Annotated in this window: 19 protein-coding genes; 5 read left to right on the forward strand and 14 right to left on the reverse strand. The window is 73.8% G+C overall.

The annotated features are described in order from the left end of the window. Positions 1-78 precede the first annotated feature (78 nt). The gene (locus tag BFV98_RS12950) at positions 79-1,254 is read left to right on the forward strand and encodes a sorbosone dehydrogenase family protein (protein ID WP_071096437.1); all 1,176 of its coding nucleotides are present in this window, start codon (positions 79-81) and stop codon (positions 1,252-1,254) included. 53 nt (positions 1,255-1,307) lie between these two features. Beyond that, positions 1,308-2,921: a metallophosphoesterase gene (locus BFV98_RS12955; RefSeq protein WP_071096439.1), complete on the forward strand. Its 1,614-nt coding sequence runs from the start codon at positions 1,308-1,310 to the stop codon at positions 2,919-2,921. Positions 2,922-3,499: 578 nt separating this feature from the next. Here BFV98_RS12955 and BFV98_RS12960 read toward each other — a convergent pair. The 7 genes from BFV98_RS12960 to ligA all read right to left on the reverse strand — a co-directional run bounded on the left by BFV98_RS12960 (position 3,500) and on the right by ligA (position 15,723). Next, the gene (locus BFV98_RS12960; RefSeq protein ID WP_071096441.1) at positions 3,500-5,857 is read right to left on the reverse strand and encodes a pyruvate dehydrogenase; all 2,358 of its coding nucleotides are present in this window, start codon (positions 5,855-5,857) and stop codon (positions 3,500-3,502) included. 116 nt (positions 5,858-5,973) lie between these two features. After that, positions 5,974-7,467 carry an Asp-tRNA(Asn)/Glu-tRNA(Gln) amidotransferase subunit GatB gene (gene gatB / locus BFV98_RS12965; RefSeq protein WP_071096443.1) on the reverse strand — a complete coding sequence of 498 codons (1,494 nt, stop codon included), beginning with the start codon at positions 7,465-7,467 and terminating at the stop codon, positions 5,974-5,976. A 124-nt stretch (positions 7,468-7,591) separates the two neighbouring features. Continuing rightward, positions 7,592-8,743 carry a putative Ig domain-containing protein gene (locus tag BFV98_RS12970; RefSeq protein WP_255368093.1) on the reverse strand — a complete coding sequence of 384 codons (1,152 nt, stop codon included), beginning with the start codon at positions 8,741-8,743 and terminating at the stop codon, positions 7,592-7,594. Positions 8,744-8,997: 254 nt separating this feature from the next. Continuing rightward, a complete protein-coding gene (gene gatA, locus BFV98_RS12975; protein WP_030270135.1) occupies positions 8,998-10,473 on the reverse strand; it encodes an Asp-tRNA(Asn)/Glu-tRNA(Gln) amidotransferase subunit GatA in 1,476 nt (491 codons plus the stop codon). Next, entirely contained in the window at positions 10,470-10,775 is a 306-nt protein-coding gene (gene gatC / locus BFV98_RS12980) for an Asp-tRNA(Asn)/Glu-tRNA(Gln) amidotransferase subunit GatC (protein ID WP_013284468.1), read from the reverse strand. Before gatC ends, gatA begins: the two co-directional genes overlap by 4 nt. Positions 10,776-10,880: 105 nt before the next feature. Continuing rightward, the gene (locus tag BFV98_RS12985; RefSeq protein ID WP_071096446.1) at positions 10,881-13,418 is read right to left on the reverse strand and encodes a bifunctional diguanylate cyclase/phosphodiesterase; all 2,538 of its coding nucleotides are present in this window, start codon (positions 13,416-13,418) and stop codon (positions 10,881-10,883) included. Positions 13,419-13,569: 151 nt separating this feature from the next. Further along, positions 13,570-15,723, reverse strand: coding sequence for an NAD-dependent DNA ligase LigA (ligA, locus tag BFV98_RS12990; RefSeq protein ID WP_143025328.1), 2,154 nt, complete (start codon positions 15,721-15,723; stop codon positions 13,570-13,572). Between the two features lie 182 nt (positions 15,724-15,905). Here ligA and BFV98_RS12995 point away from each other — a divergent pair, with 182 nt between their 5' ends. Continuing rightward, entirely contained in the window at positions 15,906-16,535 is a 630-nt protein-coding gene (locus BFV98_RS12995) for a type II toxin-antitoxin system PemK/MazF family toxin (protein WP_071096448.1), read from the forward strand. A 38-nt stretch (positions 16,536-16,573) separates the two neighbouring features. Here BFV98_RS12995 and BFV98_RS13000 read toward each other — a convergent pair whose 3' ends face one another. From BFV98_RS13000 to BFV98_RS13030, 7 genes are all read right to left on the reverse strand, one after another. After that, positions 16,574-17,641: an ADP-ribosylglycohydrolase family protein gene (locus tag BFV98_RS13000; protein WP_071096450.1), complete on the reverse strand. Its 1,068-nt coding sequence runs from the start codon at positions 17,639-17,641 to the stop codon at positions 16,574-16,576. Positions 17,642-17,667: 26 nt separating this feature from the next. Then, the gene (locus BFV98_RS13005) at positions 17,668-18,036 is read right to left on the reverse strand and encodes a VOC family protein (protein WP_030270144.1); all 369 of its coding nucleotides are present in this window, start codon (positions 18,034-18,036) and stop codon (positions 17,668-17,670) included. Positions 18,037-18,073: 37 nt separating this feature from the next. Next, on the reverse strand, positions 18,074-19,078 hold the full coding sequence (locus BFV98_RS13010; protein ID WP_071096452.1) for a methionine synthase: 1,005 nt from the start codon (positions 19,076-19,078) through the stop codon (positions 18,074-18,076). 30 nt (positions 19,079-19,108) lie between these two features. Then, a complete protein-coding gene (mnmA, locus tag BFV98_RS13015; protein ID WP_013284461.1) occupies positions 19,109-20,185 on the reverse strand; it encodes a tRNA 2-thiouridine(34) synthase MnmA in 1,077 nt (358 codons plus the stop codon). Between the two features lie 37 nt (positions 20,186-20,222). After that, the gene (locus BFV98_RS13020; RefSeq protein ID WP_071096453.1) at positions 20,223-21,398 is read right to left on the reverse strand and encodes a cysteine desulfurase family protein; all 1,176 of its coding nucleotides are present in this window, start codon (positions 21,396-21,398) and stop codon (positions 20,223-20,225) included. Positions 21,399-21,506: 108 nt separating this feature from the next. Then, on the reverse strand, positions 21,507-22,178 hold the full coding sequence (locus BFV98_RS13025) for a class F sortase (protein WP_071096455.1): 672 nt from the start codon (positions 22,176-22,178) through the stop codon (positions 21,507-21,509). Next, a complete protein-coding gene (locus tag BFV98_RS13030; protein ID WP_013474295.1) occupies positions 22,175-23,008 on the reverse strand; it encodes a DUF4397 domain-containing protein in 834 nt (277 codons plus the stop codon). Before BFV98_RS13030 ends, BFV98_RS13025 begins: the two co-directional genes overlap by 4 nt. Positions 23,009-23,248: 240 nt before the next feature. On the opposite strand from BFV98_RS13030, the gene BFV98_RS13035 reads away from it, so the two are divergent. Together BFV98_RS13035 and BFV98_RS13040 are read left to right on the forward strand one after the other, a co-directional pair. Beyond that, a complete protein-coding gene (locus BFV98_RS13035) occupies positions 23,249-23,854 on the forward strand; it encodes an RNA polymerase sigma factor (RefSeq protein WP_013284457.1) in 606 nt (201 codons plus the stop codon). After that, a complete protein-coding gene (locus BFV98_RS13040) occupies positions 23,808-24,575 on the forward strand; it encodes an anti-sigma factor domain-containing protein (protein WP_013474294.1) in 768 nt (255 codons plus the stop codon). Before BFV98_RS13035 ends, BFV98_RS13040 begins: the two co-directional genes overlap by 47 nt. The last annotated feature ends 75 nt before the right edge of the window (positions 24,576-24,650 follow it).

The raw sequence follows: 24,650 nt of genomic DNA on the forward strand, positions 1-24,650 counted from the left end.
TCCTCCGAACGGCCGGACGCGGGCAGGGGTGCGCGCGACGTGCCCGGTTCGCCGGTCCGCCCGGCTAGGCTGGGCCGGGTGAGCCCGCGTCTTGCGTACCCCCGTGTCAGCCGCCTCCGGACGGCGCTGGCGGCGTCCTGCGCGGCGTTGCTCCTGGGCACCGCCGGCTGCTCCCTCGGCGAGCCCGAGCCGGACCCGGCCGGCGCACCGCCCAACCTGCCCACACCGTCCGGCACCGCGAGTCCCGGCGGGGCCGGTCAGCAGGTTGTCGCCACCGTGCTGGCCAAGGGGCTGGAAGTGCCGTGGGGCATCGCGTTCCTGCCCGACGGCGGGGCGCTGGTCACCGAGCGGGACAAGGGACGGATCCTCCAGGTCGGCCCGGAGTCCGGCCCGGACGGGCTGGCCGTGCGGCCGGTGCAGACCGTGCCGGACGTCGCCGCCGGTGGCGAGGGCGGCCTGCTCGGCATCGCGGTCTCCCCCGCGTACGCCAAGGACCGCACGGTCTTCGTCTACTACACGGCCGAGGACGACAACCGGATCGCGAAGATGCAGCTCGGGCAGGCGCCGAAGCCGATCCTGACCGGCATCCCGAAGTCCGGCACGCACAACGGCGGCGGGCTCGGCTTCGGCCCGGACGGCCACCTCTACGCGAGCACCGGCGACGCCGGGCGCACCGAGAACGCCCAGGACGCCAAGAGCCTCGGCGGCAAGATCCTCCGGATCACGCCGGACGGCAAGCCTGCGCCGGGCAACCCCACCGCCGGATCGCCGGTCTGGTCGACGGGCCACCGCAACGTCCAGGGCTTCGCCTGGACGCCGGACAAGAAGATGTACGCGGTGGAGTTCGGCCAGAACACCTGGGACGAGATCAACCAGATCAACAAGGGCGGGAACTACGGCTGGCCCCGGGTCGAGGGGCGCGGCGACGACAAGCGCTACGTGAACCCGATCACACAGTGGCCCACAGGTGACGCCTCCTGTTCCGGCCTGGCGGCGGCGGACCGTCTGCTCGTCGCCGCCTGCCTGCGCGGCCAGCGACTCTGGCTGGTGGAGCTGGCCGGCAACGGCACAGTCCTCGGTCAGCCGCGCGACCTGCTCAACGGCCGGTACGGTCGGCTACGGGCCGTCGCGGCGGCGCCGGACGGCTCGCTCTGGGTGAGCACGTCGAACCGGGACGGGCGTGGTACGCCCACCGCCGAGGACGACCGCCTCCTGCGGCTCGTCTTCGCCGACGGGGGCGCCGGCCGGAGCTGATCCGGCCCACCGGGTTTGTCAAGATCGCGCAAGGGGCAGGTCAGAATCTCAGCATGGACGGCCACGAGAACGAACAGCACCGCACCGGGGACGAGACGTCTCCGGAGCGCGGGCGCGCCCGCCGCCTGACGGCGTGGCGGCCCGGTCACCGGCTGCGCCGGCTGGGTGTCGTGCTGGCTCTGCTCGCGGTCACGCTCGGCGGCATCGTGATCGGCACGTACGCGGGCGGCCACGTCGGCACCGACATCGGCCCGTTCCGGGCCGAACTGAAGCTCAGCCCGTCGCTGTCCGGCGGCACCACCGTCGACATCCCGCCGCTGGGCGCGCTGCTGCTGGACAGCCACGACGGCCCGGCGTACCTCACAGTCGAGGTGGGCTCGCTGGATCAGGGGCGCACCGAGGCGCTCATCGACGACCCGGCCAGCATCAGCCGGGCCAGCCAGTCCGCCGTCCAGGACGTCCGCGACGGCGTGATGCGGCTCGGGCTGCGTACGCTCGCCTCGGTCGTGCTCGCAACGCTGCTGCTGGCCGCGCTCGTCTTCCGGGACGTCCGGCGCACCGCCTGGGCCGGCGGTCTGGCGCTGGTCGTGACCGCCGGCAGCCTCGGGATGGCCGCGAGCACGCTGCGCCCGCAGGCGATCGAGGAGCCGCGGTACGAGGGCCTGCTGGTCAACGCGCCGGCGATCGTCGGTGACGCGCGGCGGATCGCGAACGACTACACCAAGTACGCCGAGCAGCTCCAACGGCTGGTCGGCAACGTCAGCAAGCTCTACACCACGGTCTCCGCCCTGCCCGTGGTGCAGCCGTCGCCCGGCACCACACGGGTGCTGCACGTGTCGGACATCCACCTCAACCCGACCGGCTGGCAGCTGATCCGTACCGTGGTCGAGCAGTTCGGCATCGACGTGGTGGTCGACACCGGCGACATGACCGACTGGGGCAGCGAGCCGGAGGCGTCGTTCGTCGGGTCGATCGGCCTGCTCAAGAAGCCGTACGTGTTCATCCGCGGCAACCACGACTCGCCGCGCACCGCCGCCGCGGTGGCGCAGCAGCCGAACGCGATCGTGCTGAACGACTCGGTCACCACAGTGGGTGGGCTGACCATCGCGGGCATCGGCGACCCCCGCTTCACCCCCGACAAGGAGACCTCACCGGCCGGCAGCGGCCTCACCTCGGCCGTCGCCGACCAGGTGATCGGCGCCGGCGAACAGCTCGCCGCCACGATCGACAAGTCGCCGCGCAAGGTCGACATCGCGCTCATCCACGACCCCGCCTCGGCCGGCCCGCTCTCCGGCGACTGCCCGCTCGTGCTCTCCGGGCACACCCACTCCCGGCAGGTGTCGAAGCTGCCGCAGGTGGAGGGCAAGCAGCCGACCACGCTGATGGTGCAGGGCTCCACCGGTGGGGCCGGGCTGCGCGGCCTGGAGGGCGAGAAGCCGACTCCGCTGACCATGACTGTGCTCTACTTCGACCAGCAGAAGCTGCTCCAGGCGTACGACGAGATCACTGTGGGCGGCACCGGGCAGTCGCAGGTCAACCTGGAGCGGCACGTCATCCGCGACCCGGCGAAGGGCGACCAGGTGCCGGTCACCCCGACCCCGACCCGCGGCCCGTCGGAGTCGCCGTCGCCGGGCACGACCACGCTGAGCCCCACCCCCACGAGCTGACCGCCCCGCTTTCTCGCCTTTCTCGCGGTCAGCCCGGCGCCCTGCAGCACTGACACCCGGTCACTCGGCGTCACGAAGCCCGTCCGGCCCGAGGATGTCCCGCCGCCGACTTTGCTTTGCACCCATCGGCGCAGCAGGAACCGAGCGTCACCGTCTGGGTGGGTGCAGAGCGGCGAGCGTTCCACTACGCCCCAGCTCAGGGCGGTGATGCGGATATGGCTGCAGAGCAAAGGGGCCGAGAGGTGATCCCCCGGGTCGCCAGAGGCGGTTACCCTCCGCAGCCATTCCCGCCGTCACTTTCCGTGAGGAATGCCGTCCACCGCGCCACCCGAATCGGCCAGGACGCGGCCCGCCGTGCCGGGGTCGATCCGGGAGCCAGGAGAGCCGGCAGAACCCGGTCGCAGGACGCACCGGGCCGAGTGCCAAGGGCGGGCCGGATCGCCCGAGAGAGCCGGAAGACCGGCGAGCCGAGAGGCTGAGGCCCACCCGGAGGCCGGACCTCACCGCGAGGACCCGGGGCCGTCCGGATGTCCGGCCGGCCCCGTGGCGGCGTGCGGTCAGCGCAACGGACGCGCGCCTCAGCGCAGCGCGATCGCGGCCAGCGCGGCGTTGACGATGCTGCCGGGCAGCAGGTCGTGCAGCTCGTACAGCTCCCGGACACTGCCGGACTGGCCGAACTCGTCCACCCCGAGCGGCACCGCCGGAGCGCCGACCGCCGAGCCGAGCCAGGCCATCGCGTGCGAGGCCGCGTCGTGCACGGTGACCACCGGCACCCGGTCGGCGAACGCCGACCGCAGCGCGCCCGGCACGCTCGGCACGGTCGCGGTCCGCACACCCTGTCGCAGCGTCCGCTGCCACGCCCGGTAGAGGCGGTCCAGGCTGGTCACGTCGACCACGTGCGCGGCCACGCCCTCCTCCGCCAGCTCCGCGGCGGCCGCGAGCACCTCCGGCAGAACCGCGCCGGAGGCGGCGAGCTGCACGACCGGGGCGTCAGCCAGATCGGGGTACGCCTGGTGCGCGTCGACGAGCCGGTACGCGCCGGCCACCACCTGCCGCCGCAGCACGGCGTCCCCGAGCCGTGCCCGGGCCGCCTCGAACGGTGCCTGGTCGATCGGCCGGGTGCTGAGCCGGAAGTAGTAGGCCCCGTCCTCGGCTGGCGCGGCTGTCGCGGCCGGAGCGGAGCCACCGGCGATCTGCCCGAGCGCGTCGCAGAGCAGCCAGTCGAGGCTGCCGGCGTACGCGGGCTCCAGGAACGTCACCCCGGGCAGCTCCAGGCCGACCGATGCGGTGATGGTGGACTGGTGCGCGCCGCCCTCCGGGGCCAGCGTGATGCCGGACGGGGTGCCGGCCACCACGAACCGGGAACCGGAGTACGTGCCGTACAGGAACGCGTCCAGACCGCGCAGCACGAACGGGTCGTAGACCGTCCCCACCGGCAGCAGCGGCTGGCCGGACAGGTCCCACGACAGGCCGAGCTGGCCGAGAAGCAGGAACAGGTTCATCTCCGAGATGCCCAGCTCGATGTGCTGCCCGGCGGGGCTCTCGGTCCAGCGCAGCATCCGGTCCTCGGTCCAGGAACGCTGCTCGGTCGGTGCGAAGACGCCCGTCTTGTTGATGAACCCGGCCAGGTTGGTCGAGGTGGCCACGTCCGGCGCGGTCGTCACCAGGTAGGGCGCAACCTGCGGATCGCGGGCCAGGTCGACCAGCACCCGGCCGAAGACCTCCTGGGTGGAGACGGGCTTGTTCGCGCGTACCCTCGTGGTCTCCGGAACGGTGACGCCCAGCGCACGCTCGCGCGGCGGGCGGGACAGCACCTCCCGGCGCTCGCCGGCCCGGATGCCGGCCGGGGACGCCGGGTCGAGGCGGTCCCACTCGGTCTCCGGGGTCAGGCCCTGCGCGGCGCGCAACGTGTCGACCTGCTCGGTGGTGAGCAGCGCCGAGTGGTTGCGCGGGTTGCCGGCGATCGGCAGGCCCCAGCCCTTGACCGTGTACGCGAAGACGACGCTGGGCCGATCGGTGACGGCGTCGCACTGGGCGTAGGCGTCGAGCATGGCCTGCGCGTCGTGCCCACCCAGGTCGGTGACGAGCGGGCCCAGCTCGTCGTCGCCGATGTCGGCGACGAACGCGGCCACCTCGGCCGGCGCGCCGTCCAGGAACTGCTTGCGCAGCGCCGGCCCGGCCAGCCCGAACAGCGACTGGTACTGCTCGTTGGGCATCCGGTCGATCCAGTCGCGCAGCGCCGCGCCGCCGGGCCGGGCGTACGCCTCGGCCAGCTTGCGGCCGTACTTGACCTCCACGACGTGCCAGCCGGCCGCCTCGAACTGGCCGCGCCACTGGTTGATCCGGATGCCGGGTACGACCCGGTCCAGCGACTGGCGGTTGAAGTCGACGAGCCACATCACGTTGCCGAGCCCGGTGGTTGCCGGGTCGGCGACGGCCTCCCAGATGTTGCCCTCGTCCAGCTCGGCGTCACCGATGATGGCGACGAACCGGGAGTGCGGGCGCGCGCCGAAGTGCGCGTCCACGTAGCGGCGGGTGACGGCGGCGAACAGCGGCGCGGCGGCGCCCAGGCCGACCGAGCCGGTGGAGAAGTCCACCTCGTCCGGGTCCTTGGTGCGTGACGGGTACGACTGGAGCCCACCGCGCGCCCGCAGCTTCGGCAGGTACGACCTGTCGAGGTTGCCGAGCAGGTACTGGATCGCGTGGAACACCGGCGAGGCGTGCGGCTTCACCGCCACCCGGTCCTCGGCGTCCAGGTGGTGAAACCAGAGCGCTGTCATCGCGGTCACAAGGGAGGCGCTTGATGCCTGGTGGCCGCCGACCTTCACCCCGTCACCGGTGTCGCGGTCGTGGTTGGCCGCGTCGACGATGCGGGTGGCGAGCCAGAGCACCCGGCGCTGGATCTCGTCGAGGACGTCGAGGTCGTGCTGGTTCACGGTGACTCCATCCGGGCGTCGCCGTTGACGCCCTGTCCGGGGAGGGGTGGCGAGGCGTTAGGAAGGGCCCCTTCCCATGCACCAGGCGTTAAGAAGGGGCCCTTCCTTACAACACGTCAGGCGCCGAGGCGCGCCAGGATCAGCTCGCGGACGGTCTTCGCGTCCGCCTGGCCGCGGGTGGTCTTCATGACCGCGCCGACCAGCGCGCCGGCCGCCGCGACCTTGCCGCTGCGGACCTTGTCGGCGACGTCCGGGTTGGCGGCGATCGCCTCGTCAACGGCGGCGGTGAGCGCGCCGGTGTCCGAGACGACCTCCAGGTTGCGGTTGGTCATGATCTCGGTCGGCGAGCCCTCGCCTGCGACCACGCCCTCCAGCACGGTACGGGCCAGCTTGTCGTTGAGCTTGCCGGCGTCGACCAGTCCCTGGAGCTCGGCGACCTGGGCCGGGGTGGCACCGACGTCGGCCAGCTCCACGCCGGTCTCGTTGGCGCGGCGGGACAGCTCGCCCAGCCACCACTTCCGGGCCGCGGCCGGGGTGGCGCCGGCGGCCACCGTCGCCTCGATCAGCTCGACCGCGCCGGCGTTGACCACCGACTGCATGTCGAGGTCGGACAGGCCCCAGTCCTGCTGGATCCGCTTGCGGCGCAGCCGCGGCAGCTCCGGCAGGGCGGCCTTCAGCTCGGCCACCCACGCGGTGTCCGGGGCGAGCGGCACCAGGTCCGGCTCCGGGAAGTACCGGTAGTCGGTGGCGGTCTCCTTGGACCGGCCCGACGTGGTGTCGCCGGTGTCCTCGTGGAAGTGCCGGGTCTCCTGCGTGATCCGGCCGCCGGCCTCCAGCACCGACGCCTGGCGCAGCATCTCCGAGCGCACCGCCCGCTCGACCGAACGCAGCGAGTTGACGTTCTTGGTCTCGGTGCGGGTGCCCCACTCCTCGCCCGGCCGGTTCAGCGACGTGTTGACGTCGCAGCGCAGCGAGCCCTCCTCCATCCGCACGTCGGAGACGCCGAGCGAGCGGATCACGTCACGCAGCTCGGTGACGTACGCGCGGGCGACCTCGGGCGCGAGCGCGCCGGTGCCCGGGATGGGCTTGGTGACGATCTCGACGAGCGGGATGCCGGCCCGGTTGTAGTCGACGAGCGACTCGGTGGCGCCGTGGATGCGACCGGTGGCGCCGCCGACGTGCAGCGTCTTGCCGGTGTCCTCCTCCAGGTGCACCCGCTCGATGCCGATGCGCACCAGCTCGCCGTTCACCTCGACGTCCAGGTAGCCGTCGAAGCACAGCGGCTCGTCGTACTGGCTGATCTGGAAGTTCTTCGGCATGTCCGGGTAGAAGTAGTTTTTCCGGGCGAACCGGCACCACTCGGCGATCGAGCAGTTCAACGCCAGCCCGATCCGGATGGTCGCCTCGATGGCGGCCTTGTTCGCCACCGGCAGCGAGCCGGGCAGGCCGAGGCAGACCGGGCAGACCCGGGTGTTCGGCTCGCCGCCGAAGTCGGTCGGGCAGCCGCACCACATCTTGGTGTTCGTGCCCAGCTCGACGTGGGTCTCCAGGCCGATCACCGGTTCGAAGCGCGCGACGACCTCGTCGTACGCGGGCAGTGTCGTCGTCATCTGAGCTCCAGGCGCGATCCGGACAGAACCGTTCCAGCCTAATCGGCTGGCCCGGCCACCCCGATGCCGGGCTTCGAGATCACCGCACGGCGGCCCGCCACGACGACCTGGCCCGGGCCGGGCGTCACTCGGGTGCGGTGAAGCTCCGCCGGCGGTTGTAGGCCAGCACGAGCAGGATGCCGCCGACGGAGAAGGCCACGACGCTCAACAGCAGCAGTACGAGCGGCGAACCCGGCCCGGTGATCGGCAGCCACGCGCCACTCACCTTCGACGGCGAGGGCGTCGGCTGGGGCGCCACGGTGCTGCTGCTCGCCGACGGCGTGGCGGCCGGATCGCTCGGCGTCGGCGTCGCAGTCGGGGCGGCCGGGGTGGGCGTCGAGCCGGTCGGGGTCGCCGTGGGGGTGGCCGGGGCCGGGGCGGCGACGGTCAGGGACACCTCAGTCGTGGCGCTGGTGCTGTATCCCTTCGCCGAGACGGTGAAGGTGAACGTGCCGGCGCTGCCCGGGGTGCCGCGGAGCCGGCCCTCCTCGTCGAGGGTGAGACCGCCCGGCAGTGCCCCGGCGGCCAGGGCGAACGCGATGTGAGAGTCACCGTCGGCGGTGAACCGGAACGAGTAGGGCTTACCGGCAGTGGCGGCGGGCGGTTCGCCGGAGGTGAACGCCGTCTTCGCCTCGGCGACGACGACTGTGGCCTTCTGCTCGTCGAAGCGGTCGTTCTTGTCGGTCATCCGCAACGTGAACGTGTACGTGCCGGGGGTGGTCGGCGCGCCACCGAGGGACGTCCCGACCACGAGCATCCCCGGCGGCAGACCGCCCGACGTCACCGACAGCCGGTACGGCTCGGTGCCGCCTGTGGCCTCGACGGTGTGGATCGCGTACACCCGCCCGAGGTACATGGGCGACCGCGGCGTGCCGGACGTGATGACGACAGTCGGCTCGCGTACCTCGATGGTCGCCGTCTGCTCGTCGAAGAGGTCGTTCTGGTCGGTCATCCGCAACGTGAACGTGTACGTGCCGGGCGTCGTCGGCGCGCCACCGAGCGACGTCCCCACCACGAGCATCCCCGGCGGCAGACCGCCCGACGTCACCGACAACCGGTACGGCTCGGTGCCACCTGTGGCCTCCACGGTGTGGATCGCGTAGACCTGCCCGATGACCATGACCGGCCGGGGCTTGCCCGAGGTGATGGTGACGGTCTCCGTGACGGCGGTGGCCGGTTGCGCGGTGGCGGGCTGCGCGGCGCCCAGCAGCAACGCCGCGACCATCGTCAGGGCCATGACCGGGCGAAGTGTCCCCATCGCACATCCAGCTCTCGGTCGGAACCGCTCGCGTCCGCCAGCGGGCCACAGTCCAGTCGATCCAGCAGACTCGGAGTTTATTCGACCAGTGCCAGTGACCCCGGGCAATCCACTGATCGGTGATCACCGTGTCGCCGCGACGACAGCCGCGCCCGGCGCGGTCGTGGTGACCGCACCGGGCGCGGGACGTCGTCCGGTACGGAGGCGGGCGGCCCGCCTCGGTACCCCTTGGTTCAGAGCGCCGGCGGGGTGAGCGTGCCGACGGCGTTCTCCAGCGCGGCGGCGACCCGGTACATCCGGTCGTCGGCCATAGTCGGCGCCATGATCTGGAAGCCGACCGGGAGCCCGTCGGACAGGCCGCACGGCACCGAGATGGCCGGGCCGCCGTACAGGTTCGTCGGGATGGTGAACAGGTCTGCCAGGTACATCTGGTACGGGTCGGCGGTACGCGACCCGATCGGGAACGCCACGAACGGCGTGGTCGGCGAGATCAGCGCGTCGACCTGCTCGAACGCACTGGTGAAGTCCCGCGTGATGAGCGTGCGGACCTTCTGCGCCTGGCCGTAGTAGGCGTCGTAGTAGCCCGAGGAGAGGGCGTACGTGCCGAGCATGATGCGGCGCTTGACCTCGGGGCCGAAGCCGGCCTCGCGGGTCAGCGACATGACCTCCTCCAGCGACCGGTTGCCGTCGTCGCCGACCCGCAGGCCGAACCGGACGCCGTCGAACCGGGCCAGGTTGGAGGAGCACTCGCTCGGCGCGATCAGGTAGTACGCCGGCAGCGCGTACTTGAAGTTCGGGCACGAGACCTCGACGATCTCGGCGCCCAGCTTCGCCAGCGCCTCGGCGGCGTCGCGAAACGCGGCCATCACGCCGGGCTCCGCGCCCTCACCGGTGAACTCGGTGACCACGCCGAGCTTCACGCCGGTCAGGTCGCCGGTGGCGCCACGCCGCGCCGCGGCCACCACGTCCGGCACCGGGGCCGGGATCGAGGTGGAGTCGCGCGGGTCGTGACCGCCGATCACCTGGTGCAGCAACGCGGCGTCGAGCACGGTACGCGCGCACGGGCCGGGCGTGTCCAGCGACGAGGAGAACGCGACCAGGCCGTAGCGGGAGGTGCCGCCGTAGGTGGGCTTCGCGCCGACGGTGCCGGTGACCGCGCCGGGCTGGCGGATCGAGCCGCCGGTGTCCGAGCCGATCGACAGCGGCGCCTCGTACGCGGCCAGCGCCGCCGCGCTGCCACCGCCGGAGCCGCCCGGGATCCGCTCCAGGTCCCACGGGTTGCGGGTCGGCCCGTACGCGGAGTACTCGGTGGAGGAGCCCATCGCGAACTCGTCCATGTTCGTCTTGCCGAGCATCACCGTGCCGGCGTCGCGCAGCCGCTCGACGATCGTCGAGTCGTACGGCGGGCGCCAGCCCTCCAGGATCTTCGACCCGACCGTGGTCGGCACGCCCTTGGTGGTCAGCACGTCCTTCACCGCGACCGGCACACCGGCGAGCGGGCCCAGTTCCTCACCGGCGGCGCGGCGCTCGTCCACGGCACGCGCGGCCGCCAGCGCCCCCTCGGTGTCGACGTGCAGGAACGCGTGCACCCGGTCGTCGACGGCGCCGATCCGGTCCAGGTGGGCCTGGGTGACCTCGACCGCGGAGGTCTCGCCGCTCGCCACCAGCCCGGCGATCTCGACAGCGGTGAGCTTGGTCAGGTCGGTCATGAGGCCACATCCTCGTCCAGGATCCGCGGGACGCGGAACCGCTGCTCCTCGGCGTCGGGGGCGCCCGACAGCGCCTCCTGCGGGGTCAGGCCCGGCCGCACCACGTCCTCACGGAGCACGTTCGTCAGCGGCACGGAGTGGGACGTCGGCGGGATGTCCGCCGCGGCGACCTCGCCGACCTGCGCGACCGACTGGAGGATCACATCCAGCTGGCCGGCGAAGGTGTCCAGTTCCTCCTCCGTGACGGCGAGCCGCGACAGTCGCGCGAGGTGCGCGACCTCCTCGCGGGAGATGGCGGCCATCAGTGCCCCCTTCGTGGCTGTCCTGAGACGTCTGCGGTGGGCCGGCCGCGCGTGCGGGCGTGCTCGATGACGCGCGGTGACCGGAGCGAGTCTATTGTCCCGCCGTCACGACGACGCCTTCGACTCCCCCTCCGGGGCCGGACCGCTGCGGCTCCCCGCCTCCGCCGGGCGCACCGGACGGTAGCGGGACAGCCAGGCCACCAGGTCCTCGGCCGGCATCGGCCGGGCGTGGAACCAGCCCTGCGCCACGTCGCACCCGGCGGCGTGCAGCATCCGCCAGGTGCGCTCGTCCTCCACGCCCTCGGCCACCACACGCAGCCCGAGCGCCCCGGCCAGTTCGATCATCGAGCGGACGATCGCCGCGTCGTCCGGGTCCTCGGCCATCCCGAGGACGAACGACCGGTCCACCTTCACCTCGGACAGCGGGAGCCGCCGCAGGTGTTGCAGCGACGAGTAGCCGGTGCCGAAGTCGTCGAGCGCGATGCCGACGCCGATGCGGTGCAGTTGGGTGATGCTGGCGAGCACCCGCCGCGGGTCGGCCATCAGCGCGCCCTCGGTGATCTCCACCTGGAGGCGTTCCGGCGGCACGCCGTACCGGGCCAGCCGGTCGGCGATCTGGTCGGCGATCTCGCCGGTGTGCAGGTCACGGACGCTGACGTTGAGCGCGGCCCGCAGCGTGAGCCCGGCCGCCGACCACTTGGCGAGCTGCTCCACCACGTCGTCCACCACGCGACGGGTGAGCAGCCGCATCACCGCGCTCTGCTCGGCGACCTGGATCAGCTCGCCCGGGTCGACCATGCCCCGGCGCGGGTGCCGCCAGCGCAGCAGCGCCTCGACGCCCACCACCTCGCCTGTCGCGATGGCGATCTGCGGCTGGTAGTACATGGTGATCTCGCCCGGGTGCCCGGCCTGCTCGTCCGGCCCGGCCACCGTGCTCCCGTCGGCGGTCGGCCCGATGACGCCCGGCGCACCGGTGCTCACGGCGGCCTCCGCGTCCTGGGTGACGTCGGCGTCGGCGGTCTCGGTCTCCGGCGCGAACTCCGCGTCGCCCACCACGAGCGGACCCGCGACCGGTCCGGCGCCGGCCCGGGCGGCCCGGCGGCGGATCGGGTCGGCGCCGGTGAGGATCCGCTCGATCAGGTCGTCGTCGTGCCGCTCCTCGACGCGCTCGCGGCGCCGTCGCAGCCAGCGGTTCGCCCCGTCGCCGGACCGCCGGCCGCCGTCGCGCGCCGGCCGCTGGTTGCGGGCCGGGCGGTCGGCCCGCACCGGCAGCGCCGGGGTCAGGGCGGCGCCGTCACCCCCGCGTACGCCCACAGTCTCCCCGCCCTGCGCGGACGGGCCGGACTCCAGCACCCGGCGCAGGTCGGCCAGCAAACTCAGGCGCTCGGCCGAGTTGTGGTCGGACTCCGGCGCGTAGACCGCCACCGTGTCGTTGCGGTGCTTCGCGTCATACATGGCCACGTCGGCGTGGCGCATCAGGGTGGCGAAGTCCTCGCCGTGGTCGGGGTAGAGCGCGATGCCGATGGCGCCGCCCACGTCCAGCGGCAGCCCGTCCAGCGGCACCGGTTCGGCGAGCGCGGCGACCACCCGGGCGGCCCGCTCGCGAGCCTGGTCGATGTCGGTGAGCCGGGGTACGACGATGGCGAACTCGTCGCCGCCGAGCCGCGCCACCATGTCACCGGCGCCCACAGCGCCCGTCAGCCGGGCGCTCACCTCGACCAGCAGGCGGTCCCCTACCGCGTGCCCGAGCGCGTCGTTGACGTGCTTGAACCGGTCGAGGTCGAGCAGCAGCAGCGCCAGGTGCGCGTCCGGCGCGCCCCGGGCGGCCCGGTCGCCGTGCAGGTGCACCTGCTCGGCCACCTCGGTGAGCAGCGCCTTGCGGTTGGGCAGCCCGGTGAGCGGGTCCACGTCGGCGAGCTGTTCCCGTTCGGCGGAGAGCCGGGCCATCCGGTAGACGGCGAACAGCGGCACCAGCACCAGCGGGATCAGCGCCGCGCTGGCCCGGGCGGCGGCCACCAGCACCGGCGCGAGCAGCAGCAGCGAACCGGTGGCGAGCAGTTCGTAGGCCAGGCCGCTGCGGACGCTCGGCCACCACCTGTCGCCGAAGCGCAACCGGACCGCGGAGCTGACCAGCCCGTAGTTGACCACGAACCAGGCGACCGTCGCGCCGCCCACCGCCGCCACGTCGGTCCAGTGCAGACGGCCGCCGTCGAACAGCTCACCCGGGCCCAGCCGGGTGACCGCGTACGCGGCGGCGAGCGCGCACGCGTACTGCGCGGCGTTGAAGCCGGTACGCCAGGGGGCGTACCCGAGCCGCCAGCCGCTGACCGCGACCGCCACGGCCTGCACCGCGACGGCCGGACCGAAGCCCCAGCCGAGCAGGATGGCGAAGGTGAAGCAGGTCGACGGGAACACCGCCGAGGTCTGCCGCCGGCCGGGCGGGACGAACGGGCGGGCGTCGCAGGCGACGGCGAGCGCCGCCATCGTCCAGAACGCGGCCGGCAGTTCACTCCATCTGTCGGCGAGCGCGACGAGCGGCCCGGCCGAGACCGCCAGGGCGACCACGCCGATCGCGCCGACGAAGCCGAAGAACGGCCCGCTCCGCCCGGGCGGGACGGAGTTACGCGGGTCGCCGGTCTCCATCGCACCTCCCGGGGAACGTCCTGGCGCGCGCCGTCACGCGTCGTACGCCAATGAAACGCCCTCCGAGGCGATTTCCCCGACACGACAGTCACGAATCGGTCGTAGTCGTAATTAACTTGGTATCCGCCGGACGGTCGCTGTGACCAGCCTGTCAGTCCTCCACCCGGGCCACCTCGCGGGCCGCCTCCGGGCCGGAGTCCAGCAGCACCCGGAATCCGTCCTCGTCGAGGATCGGCAGTTTCAGGGTGGCGGCCTTGTCCGCCTTGGAGCCGGGATTGTCGCCGACCACCACGAAACCGGTCTTCTTGGAGACCGAGCCGGTCACCTTGCCGCCCCGGACCTGGATCGCCTCGGCCGCCTGGTCGCGGCTGAACCCGCCGAGCGTGCCGGTGACCACCACCGTGATCCCGTCGAGCGGTCGCGGCCCCTCGTCGGCGGCCTCCTCGGCCATCCGTACGCCCGCCTCGGCCCACTTGCGCACCACGTCGCGGTGCCAGTCGACGGCGAACCACTCCTTCACGCTCGCCGCGATGGTCGGGCCGACGCTGTCCACCGAGGACAGCTCCTCCTCACCGGCGGCCTCGATCGCGGCGACCGAGCGGAAGTGCCGGGCGAGCGCCTGGGCGGCGGTCGGGCCGACGTGCCGGATGGACAGCGCCACCAGCACCCGCCACAGGTCGCGTTCCTTGGCCTCGGCGAGGTTGTCGAGCAGCTTGGTGGCGTTGCTGCCCAGGCTGCCGTCCTTGTTGACGAAGAACGGCGACCCGCTCAACTGCTCGGCGTCGAGCTGGAACAGGTCGCCCTCGTTGGTGATGATCTGGGCGTCCAGCAGCGCCGCCGCGCCCTTCTCACCGAGCACCTCGATGTCGAGCACCTTGCGGCTGGCCAGGTAGAAGACCCGCTCGCGGATCTGACCGGGGCAGGCCCGCCCGTTGGGGCAGCGGATGTCGACGTCGCTCTCCTTGGCCGGCGCGAGCGGCGTGCCGCAGGCCGGGCAGGTGGTAGGCATGACGAACGGGCGGGCGTCGGCCGGGCGCAGCTCGACCACCGGGCCGAGCACCTCGGGGATCACGTCTCCGGCTTTGCGCAGCACCACCGTGTCGCCGATGAGCACACCCTTGCGTTCGACCTCGCGGGCGTTGTGCAGGGTGGCGTAGGCGACGGTGGAGCCGGCCACCCGCACCGGCTGGAGCACGGCGCGCGGGGTGACCCGGCCGGTGCGCCCGACCTCCACCTCGATGTCGAGCAGCTTGGTGTTGACCTCCTCCGGCGGGTATTTGAAGGCGATCGCCCAGCGGGGCGCGCGGCTGGTCGAGCCGAGGCGGCCCTGGATGGAGACCGGGTCGACCTTGACCACCACGCCGTCGATCTCGTGCTCGACGTCGTGCCGGTGCCTGCCGTAGTAGGCGATGTATTCCGCGACGCCGGCCAGGTCGTCCACCACCCGCCACCGGTCGCTGGTGGGCAGCCCCCACGCCTTGAGCGCGGCGTACGACTCGGACTGCGCGGCTGGCCGGAACCCGGTGCGCGCGCCGACGCCGTGCACCACCAGGCGCAGCGGGCGGGAGGCGGTCACCCGGGGGTCCTTCTGCCGCAGGCTTCCGGCGGCGGCGTTGCGCGGGTTGGCGAACGGCGCCTTGCCCTGCTCGACCAGGCTCGCGTTCAGGTCGGCGAACGCGGCCACCGGGAAGTAGATCTCGCCGCGCACCTCGATCAGGTCGGGCACGTCGGGGAAGTCGCCGGCCGGGGTCAGCCGGGCCGGTACGCCCTTGATGCTGCGCACGTTGGCGGTGACGTCCTCGCCGGTGCGGCCGTCGCCCCGGGTGGCCGCGCGCACCAGCCGGCCCTTCTCGTAGGTGAGGTTGATGGCGAGCCCGTCGACCTTCAGCTCGCACAGGTAGGGCACCGGGCCGCCGGCGTCGCGCTCGACCCGCTCCGACCAGGCGGCCAGTTCCTCGTCGGCGAAGGCGTTGTCGAGCGAGAGCATCCGCTCGGCGTGCGTGACCGGCGTGAAGTCGGTGGAGAAGGTGCCGCCGACCCGCTGGGTGGGCGAGTCGGGGGTGCGCAACGCCGGGTATCCGGCCTCCAGCGCCTCCAGTTCCCGCAGCTGCTTGTCGAACTCCGCGTCGGTGACCGTCGGCGCGTCGAGCACGTAGTAGCGGTACTGGTGCTCGGTCAGCTCCTGGCTGAGCGTGGCGTGCCGCTCCCGGGCCGCCGGGGTCGGCTCGGCACCCGCCGCCGCGTCCTGGGCCGCGTCGACCGCTGGGGGAACCGCTTCTTCGGACACGCCGCCGCCTTCGGACACCGCTGTCGACCTCCCGTGTTCGTGCTACCCGAGAACCGTAGCGGTCGGCTGTGACAGTCGTCCGGCCACCCGCGCCGAGCAGGGCGAACGGACGCCCACCGCGCCACCCGGGCGGGTGGGGCCGGGCCGTGCGACGATCGGTCGGCGGTAGTGGGCCACAACGGTCGGAAGGCGGACGACGGATGCGCGACGGGGTGATCTGGGCGCTGGTGATCGCGGCCTGCGTCGCAGCCGGCTGGCTGTGGAACGACTGGCGCCGCCGGGCGGCCGAACGCGCCGGGACGCGCGACCGGGCCGACGGGAAGCGCGACCGGGCCGACGGACGGCGGCCGGGCACCGGGCGTGGCAGCCGCACCCGCGGACCGGACGGCGAACGCCGCGGCACGGAGCGGACCGGCGGTGGACGCCGCGGTGACCGGGCCGGCACCGGGCCACGGGGTGGCCGCACCGCGACGCCGCCGAGGCCGCGGGGCGCCGGACGGACGAGCCGGGACGAGCCCCGGCCCGGGGATATCTGGTGGGCCGACGTGCCCTACGCCGACGGGACCGGTTCGAAGGTGCGTCCCTGTCTGGTGCTGCGCGTCGACGGCCGGGACGCCGAGGTCCTGAAGATCACCAGCCAGGACAAGTCGGACCGGGACGACCACCTGCCGATCCCGACCCGGGACTGGGATCCGGACGCCGACCACGACAGCTACCTCGACGTCAGCGAGCCGATCCCGGTGCCGCTGGACGCGTTCGCCGACCGGGCCGGCACCTGCGACCCGGACCTGTGGCGGGGCGTCCGCCGGCTGAGCCACCTCACCGGCTGAGCGAGCCGCCTCGCCCCGGCCTCACCCGGAAGGCGGGGTCACGCCGCCGGGCCCCGGCCGTCACGGGGTGAGCCGGCGCCGGGCGCCTCCCCGTCGAACGCGTCGGCGAGCGCGGTGAGCTGGCCGGCGTACTCGATCCGCCCCGCCCACCCGGCCGGCCAGGCGGCCGTGCCGTACGCGGCCCCGACGAACGCGCCGGCCAGCGCGGCGATGGAGTCCGAGTCACCGGCGGTGGTGGCGCCCCGGGCCAGCGCGCCGACCGGGTCGTCGGTGTGGCGCAGCGCGCAGAGCAGCGCGGTGGCCAGCGCCTCCTCGGCGATCCACCCCTCACCGGTGAACCGGCACGGGTCGCCGCCGTCGTCCGGGCGGGCCAGCGCCGCCTCCAGCCGGCCGAGCACGCGCAGGCAGTCGTCCCAGCCCCGGGCGACGAACTCGGCCGCGCTGCTCTCGCCGGGCCGCTGCCACAGGTCACCGAGCCAGTCTTCCCGGTAGACGGTGCGCTGCTCCCGGGCCCGCTCGGTAAGCAGGCCGGGCAGCTCCGGCAGCGCCGCGCCGTCGCGCAGCAGCCGGACCGCGTACGCGGTCAGCTCGCTCGCCGCCAGCCCGGTCGGGTGACCGTGGGTCAGACCGGCCTGGAGCTGGGCCAGCCCGGCCATCGTGTCCAGGTCGACATCGAGCAGCCCGACCGGGGTGACGCGCATGTTCGCGCCGCAGCCCTTGGAGCCGGCGACTGTGGCCTCCTGCCAGCGGGAGCCCCGGGCCAGCTCGGCGCAGGCCCGCAGGCAGGTCATGCCCGGGGCGCGGTTGTTCTCCGGGCTCACCGACCAGTCGACGAAGCGCTGCCGCAGCAGCGGCTCCACCACCTCGGCCGTGTACGCGGGCGCGTCGTGCAGCGCCCACGCCACTGCGAGCGCCATCTGCGTGTCGTCGGTGACCAGGGCCGGGTCGCCGGTCAGCTCGCGCGGACCGCCCGGACCGTAGCGCCGGACGATCTCGGTGACGGTGAGGAACTCGGTCGGCTTGCCCAGGGCATCGCCGTAGGCCAGGCCGAACAGCGAACCGGCGGCGCGGCCGGTGGCGGTGGAGGCGGTCACGGTGGCGATCATGCCCCCGCCGCGCAAGTGGCGGAAGATCAGTCCCAGCAGAGGCAGAACGGGTGGCCGACCGGGTCGGCGTAGACCCGGAAGCCCTCCCCCTCACCGGGGAGCCGCCGTGCGCCGAGCGCCAGCACCGCCTTCTCGGCCGCCTCGATGTCGTCGACGCTCACGTCGAGGTGGAACTGCTGCGGCCGGGCCGGGTCGGGCCAGTCGGGGGTGCGCAGGCCCGGCGCCCGCTGCAAGGCCACCCGCGGCTGGTGCCCGGGTGGGCCGCCGAGCACCACCCACTCGTCGCCGTCGGAGTTCTCCTCCACCACGGGCAGGCCGAGCAGCTCGGAGTAGAAGGCGGCGAGCGCGCGCGGATCGGGGCAGTCGATCACTGTGGAACGCAGTCGTCCAATCATGCCGGTCATCGTGCCCGGCGGGTACGACGGAAAAACGTCAGTCCTCGGCGAGCCGCCGGCCCGCGTCGCGGCAGGCGGTGAGCACCGCGCGGGCGTACCCCGGGGTGGCGCCGGCCAGGCCGCACGCGGGGGTGACCACCACCTGCTCGGCCAGCCGGCGGCGGGGGAAGCCGAGCTGGTCCCAGATCCGCCGGACCCGGTCGGCGACCTCGGCCGACGTCGGCGCCCGGCCGGACGGCGGCGGCAGCGTCGGCGCGGCGCCGGCCAGCAGCCCGAGCCCGGCGTCGATCGCCTCGCCGAGCGGGTCGAGGTCGGTGACGAGCGACAGGTCGAGCGCGACGCCCACCGCACCGGCGGACCGGATCAGCTCCAGCGGCGCGTCCGGCGCGCAGCAGTGCACGAGCGCCGGAACACCGGCCGCCTCGATCACGTCGTGCAGCAGCGCCCGCGCCACCTCGGTCTCCACCGGACGGTGGGTGCCGAATCCGCTCTCGGTGGGCACCCGGCCGGCCAGCACCGCCGGCAGGGACGGCTCGTCGAGCTGGAGCAGCACCGAGGCACGGGGCAGCCGCCGGGTCACCGCCTCGACGTGCCCGCGCAGCCCTTCGCCGAGCGAGCCGGCGAGGTCGCGTACCGCGCCCGGGTCGCGCAGCATCCGGCCGCCGATCGGCAGCTCCAGCGCGGCGGCGAGGGTGAACGGGCCGGCGGCCTGGACCTTGACCGGTCCGGCGTACTCCTCGGCCTGCTCGGCGAGCTGGTCGAGGTCGCGTTCCATCAGGTCGCGGGCACGGCGCAGGTCCCGGCCGGGGCGCGGGGCGATCCGCCAGCGGGCCGCGTACAGCTCGACCGGCAGTTCGACGAGCAGGCCGGCGGTGCGGCCGACGATGTCCGCGCCCGGCCCCCGGGCGGGCAGCTCGGGCAGGTGCGGCAGTGCGGGCAGCTCGCCGAGCACGATCCGCTGCGCCTCGGCGATGTCGGTGCCGGGCAGCGACCCGATGCCGGTCGCCGCGCCGGTGGGCCAGGGCCACGCCTGCTCAGTCACGGCCGCAGCCTATCCGCTGCCCGTCGCCGGTCAGGCGGCGGTGATGGTGGCGGAGCCGAGGACCACGTCACCGGCCGGGTCCGGCCGGTAGGCCACTATCGCCTGGCCGGCTGCCACGCCCCGGACCGGGCGGCGCAGCGACGCGCGCAGGCCGTCGGCGTCGACCTCGACGGCGGCCGGCACCACGTCGCCGTGCGCCCGGAGCTGCACCTCGCACTCGACCGGCCCGTCCGGGCGCGGCCCGCCGGTCCACACCGGGCGGGTGGCGCGTACGTCGGAGACCTCCAGCGCCTCGGCCGGGCCGACCGTCACCGTGTTCGTGGTCGGGGTGATGGACAGCACGTAGCGGGGCCGGCCGTCCGGCGCCGGCCGGTCCAGGTGCAGGCCGCGCCGCTGTCCGACGGTGTACTGGTAGGCGCCGCTGTGGCTGCCCACCACCGCGCCGGTGAGCGCGTCCACCACCTGGCCCGGCGCCTCGCCGAGCCGCTCGGCGAGGAAGCCGCGGGTGTCGCCGTCGGCGATGAAGCAGATGTCGTGCGAGTCCGGCTTGTCGGCCACGGCGAGGCCGCGCCGGGCGGCCTCCGCGCGCACCTCGGCCTTCGTCGAGTCGCCGAGCGGGAAGATCGACCGGTCGAGCTGCGCGCGGGTCAGCACCGCCAGCACGTACGACTGGTCCTTGGCCGCGTCCACGCTGCGCCGCAGCAGGCCGTCCGCGCCGAGCCGGGCGTGGTGGCCGGTCACCACCGCGTCGAAGCCCAGGGCCACGGCCCGGTCCAGCACCGCCGCGAACTTGATCTTCTCGTTGCAGCGCAGGCAGGGATTCGGGGTACGCCCCGCGGCGTACTCGGCCACGAAGTCGTCCACCACGTCGTCGTGGAACCGGTCGGCCATGTCCCACACGTAGAACGGGATGCCGAGCACGTCGGCGGCGCGCCGGGCGTCCCGGGAGTCCTCCAGCGTGCAGCAGCCCCGGGCGCCGGTGCGGTACGTCTGCGGGTTACGGGCCAGGGCCAGGTGCACGCCCGTCACGTCGTGCCCGGCCTCCACCGCCCGTGCCGCCGCGACGGCGGAGTCCACCCCGCCCGACATCGCCGCCAGAACCCTCACCGGCCCACTCCCCTCGTCCTCACCGAGGGTATCCGGGTCAGCGGGGAGTACGGAGGGCGGCCGCGCGGCGGGCCCGCTCCACCGCTGCGGGCAGCGCGGCGATCAGCGCGTCCACGTCCGCGCCGGTGCTCGTGTGGCCGAGCGTGAAGCGCAGCGAGGACCGGGCCCGGTCGTCGTCGGCGCCCATCGCCAGCAGCACGTGCGAGGGCTGGGCCACCCCGGCGGAGCAGGCCGACCCGGTCGAGCAGGCGATGCCCTGGGCGTCCAGGAGCAGCAGCAGCGCGTCTCCCTCGCAGCCGGGGAAGGAGAAGTGCGCGTTGCCCGGGAGCCGGTCGGCCGGGTCGCCGTTGAAGATCACCTCGGGGACGGCCTGCCGGACCCGCTCGACCAGTTCGTCGCGGAGCGCGGCGACGCGGGCGGCGTACTCCTGCTGGCCCTTGACCGCGGCCTCGACGGCGACCGCGAACGCGACGATGCCGGCGGTGTCCAGCGTCCCGGAGCGTACGTCGCGCTCCTGGCCGCCGCCGTGCAGCAGCGGGGTGGCCGCCACGTCGCGGGCCAGCAGCAGCGCGCCCACACCGGCCGGGCCGCCGAGCTTGTGCCCGGTAACGGTGAGCGCCGACACGCCGCTGGCGGCGAAGTCGACGGGGACCTGCCCGACCGCCTGGATGGCGTCGGTGTGGAACGGCACCCCGTGTTCGGCGGCGACGGCGGCCAGCTCGGCCACCGGCTGGACGGTGCCCACCTCGTTGTTGGCCCACATGGCGGTGACCACCGCGACACGCTCGCCGTGCTCGGCCAGCTCGGCGCGCAGTCGCTCCGGATCGAGCCGTCCGGCCGCGTCGACCGGCAGCCAGCCGGCCTGCGCGCCCTCGTGCTCGACCAGCCAGTCCACCGCGTCGAGGACGGCGTGGTGCTCGACCGCGCTGGAGACCACCCGGACCCGGTCGGCCCGGGCGGCGCGACGAGCCCAGAAGACGCCCTTCACGGCGAGGTTGTCGCTCTCCGTGCCGCCGCCGGTGAAGATCACCTCGGAGGGGCGGGCGCCGAGCGCGGCGGCCACCCGCTCGCGGGACTCCTCCACCCGCCGCCGGGCCCGGCGGCCCGCCGCGTGCAGCGACGAGGCGTTGCCGACCTCGCGGGCGGCAGCGACGTACGCCTCGAGTGCCTCGTCCAGCATCGGGGTCGTCGCCGCGTGATCAAGGTATGCCATCACGGTTCAGCCTAACGGCCTGCGTACCAGGCACCGGGGGCCGGACCGCCCCGTCCCACCCGGGGCGGTCCGGCCCGCTCTCGCGCGCTCGCGCGGGAACGGCCGTGATCACGCGGGAACGGCAGTGATCACGATGTTGTCCCGGTAGCTGCGGGTCTTCGCGTCGAACGGCCCGCCGCAGGTGATCAGCGTGAGGCGGGGTTCACCGTCGCGCGCGAAGTACCGCTCCAGCGGGATCTTCGACTTCCGGTACTCCTCCCGGGCCACCACCCGGTAGGAGCGCTCGCGGCCGTCCGAGCCGGTGGCGGTGAGCTCGTCCCCCTGGCCCAGCTCCCGCAGCCGGAAGAACGCACCCTTGCCCTGCTCGGCGCTGTCCACGTGCCCGGCGATCACCACCGAGCCGGCGCCGGCCTCCAGGCCCGGGCCGTAGCGGTACCAGCCGACCTGGTCCACGCTGGGCGGCACCTCGAACTCGTCGGTGCGCTCGTTGACGCCCACCGGATTGACGGTGGCGGTGACCCGGATCGGCGGGATGCTCAGCTTCACCGGCGGCACGATCTCGCTGTCGGCCGGCAGCGTCCCCGGGTTCACCGGTACCGAGCCGCCGCCGGTCGCCGTCGCCGCCGGTGTGGGTGTGGGTGTGGCGCCGGCCAGGGCGGTCACCTCGTCGCCGCCGACGTCCTCGGCGGGCTCGGACCCGCACGCCACCACACCCGCCAGGGTGAGCGCGGCGGCGCCGGCGGCCATCGCCGCCAGCGCCCCGCGGTTGCGCACCGTCACCGGCGACCGGCCCGGGCGGTTGCCGCCACCCGCGCCCCGCCGCCGACCAGGAGCAGCACGCCGGCCCCGGCCAGCACGTACCACCAGGTGTCCACGCCGGTGCCGGCCTGGCCGCCGGTGCCGCTGGGCACGCCGCCCGGCGCCGAGTGCAGGCCGTTGATGGTCTGGGCGACCACGCTCAGGTTCTTCGCCTCGGCCGAGCCGATCGCGTAGACGATGGTGGCGGTGCCCTCCTTCAGGTTCAGGTCGGCCGGGCCGATGGCGACGGTGTCGGTGCCGGCGAGCACCACGTCCGCCTCGACCGAGCCGGCGGCCACGTCCGCCTTCGCCTCCTTCGGGTTGGTCAGGCCCTCGAAGACCGGCTTGCCGCCGGCCCGCACGTCGACGGCCGGGGCGGCGGCGGTGTGCCGGACGATCAGCCGGGCCTTGCCGGCGCCCACCTTGGACACGTCGTTGACGAACGGGGTGATCTGCGGCTCGCCGGCGGCGCTCAGGTGGGCGGCGAGGCTGATGTTCGCCCCGCCCGGCACCGCGGCGTCGTCCACCTTCAGGATCGCCTTGTCGATCGCCTCACCCGGCTTGGTCAGGGCGATGTCGTACTCCCCCTCGGGCAGGGTGAGCGGGCCGGCGACGTCGCCGGGCTTGAAGTTGTTCAGCGTCTTCTCGCCGTTGACGTACACGTCGACCGGGGTGTCCGGGATGCCGTGGACCACGGAGACCTTCGACGAGGCGGCGTAGGCCGGGCTCATGGTGGCGGCGCCGACGCCGGCGAAGGTGAGGGCGGCCACTGCGCCGCCCGCGGCGACCCGACGGAACATCGCGTACTGCATTGTCTGCCTCCTGGTGGTTGGTGCTGATTCGTCAGGCCTGGCTTGCAGAACGGGTTACGCCGGCTCCGTCGCCCCCGGATGCGCCCGGATCCGATTTCTTTTTCCCGTCTCCGGGCGCATCCGCCGGACCCTCCGGCGACGAAGGAGAGGTGACGAGGGTCGTGACCGACACACCGGGAGAGTGGGGCGAAGGCTGTGGGAGTTACAGTCGGGCATGCCCCACGGAAGGCGAGCCGCCCGGTGACGGCGGCGAGGCAGGGCCCCGAACCGCCGGGCGAGGACGACCTCGCCACCCGGTTCCGCGACGGCGACGAGGCGGCCCTGCGAGAGGCGTACGACAGGTACGGGCGAGCGGTGCTGCACCTGGCCACCACGACGCTCGTGAACCGCAGCGACGCCGAGGACGTGACCCAGGCGACGTTCGTCGCCGCCTGGCTCGGCCGGGAGACGTTCGACCCGGCGAAAGGCTCACTGGTCGGCTGGCTGCTCGGAATCGGGCGGCGCAAGGTGGTCGACCGGATCCGGGCCTCGGCCCGGGAGACCCGGGTGGTCGAGACGGTGAAGCAACTGCCGGAGCCGGTCTCCACCGGCCCCGACCCGGACACCGTGGTCGACCGCCTGGTGGTCGCCGACGAACTGGCCCGGCTCCCCGACGAGCAGCGCCGGATGCTGGAGCTGGCGTTCTACGACGACCTGACACACCAGCAGATCGCGGCGGTGACCGGAGTGCCGCTCGGCACCGTCAAGAGTCACATCAGACGCGGCATGCAGAGCCTGAAACGCAGATGGGAGGTGGACGGTGCAGCACCTGGACCACGACCGGCTGGTCTTTCTGGCGCTCGGTGAGAGCGAGGCGGCTGACGGCGAGGCCACCCATCTGGACACCTGCGACCACTGCCGGGGCGAGGTGGAGACGCTCCAGCACGTCGCCGGGCTCGGCGCGGGCACCCAGGGCCTGGCCGAGCTGCCCGACCCGCCGGAGCACATCTGGCAGGGCATCATGGCCGAGGTCCGGGCCGCCGAGCAGCTGCCGGCGCTGACCGACAGGCGCCTGCCGCGCCCGGCCGACCCGGTGGAGCCGGCCGCCGTACCCGTCGTGGCACGTCGTCCGCGGCGGAGCCGGCGCTGGCCGGGTTGGGCGACCACGGCGGTCACCGCCACAGCCGCCGCGGTGATCGGCGTGGCCGGAACCGCCGCGGTGCTCGGCGGCGGCGAGGAGACCGATCCCCGGCCGCCGGTGCTGGCCAGCGCGCCGCTCGCCGCGTTCGGTTCGACGCCGAAGGACGCCTCCGGCGACGCCCGGGTGCTCGGCGACCACCGATTGCATCTGCACGTGGCGAATCTCCCGACCGTTCCGGGGTACTACGAGGTCTGGCTGATCGATCCGAACACGATGGATATGTTCTCCGTGGGTACGCTGAGCAACGGATCAGGGGACGCGCTCCTGCCGATCCCCCCGAACGTCGACCTGCGTACCTACACCGTGGTCGACGTCAGCGCGGAGCAGTACGACAACAAGCCCGGCCACTCCGGCGACAGCCTGCTGAGGGGCACCCTGACGGGCTGATCGGCGGGCCGGCTCAGCTCCCCGGCCCGCCGATCAGCTCCCTACGAGAAAGGCCGCCGCCCGGTGCACCGGGCG

Source organism: Micromonospora sp. WMMB235, from assembly GCF_001855515.1.
Classification (GTDB): Bacteria; Actinomycetota; Actinomycetes; order Mycobacteriales; family Micromonosporaceae; genus Micromonospora; species Micromonospora aurantiaca.

Coding starts and splice junctions, on each gene's coding strand:
- BFV98_RS12955 (WP_071096439.1), top strand. CDS start 1,308: ATGGACGGCCACGAGAACGAACAGCACCGCACCGGGGACGAGACGTCT.
- gatB (WP_071096443.1), bottom strand. CDS start 7,467: ATGACGACGACACTGCCCGCGTACGACGAGGTCGTCGCGCGCTTCGAA.
- BFV98_RS12970 (WP_255368093.1), bottom strand. CDS start 8,743: ATGGCCCTGACGATGGTCGCGGCGTTGCTGCTGGGCGCCGCGCAGCCC.
- gatA (WP_030270135.1), bottom strand. CDS start 10,473: ATGACCGACCTGACCAAGCTCACCGCTGTCGAGATCGCCGGGCTGGTG.
- gatC (WP_013284468.1), bottom strand. CDS start 10,775: ATGGCCGCCATCTCCCGCGAGGAGGTCGCGCACCTCGCGCGACTGTCG.
- BFV98_RS12985 (WP_071096446.1), bottom strand. CDS start 13,418: ATGGAGACCGGCGACCCGCGTAACTCCGTCCCGCCCGGGCGGAGCGGG.
- BFV98_RS12995 (WP_071096448.1), top strand. CDS start 15,906: ATGCGCGACGGGGTGATCTGGGCGCTGGTGATCGCGGCCTGCGTCGCA.
- BFV98_RS13000 (WP_071096450.1), bottom strand. CDS start 17,641: ATGATCGCCACCGTGACCGCCTCCACCGCCACCGGCCGCGCCGCCGGT.
- BFV98_RS13005 (WP_030270144.1), bottom strand. CDS start 18,036: ATGATTGGACGACTGCGTTCCACAGTGATCGACTGCCCCGATCCGCGC.
- BFV98_RS13020 (WP_071096453.1), bottom strand. CDS start 21,398: ATGGCATACCTTGATCACGCGGCGACGACCCCGATGCTGGACGAGGCA.
- BFV98_RS13030 (WP_013474295.1), bottom strand. CDS start 23,008: ATGCAGTACGCGATGTTCCGTCGGGTCGCCGCGGGCGGCGCAGTGGCC.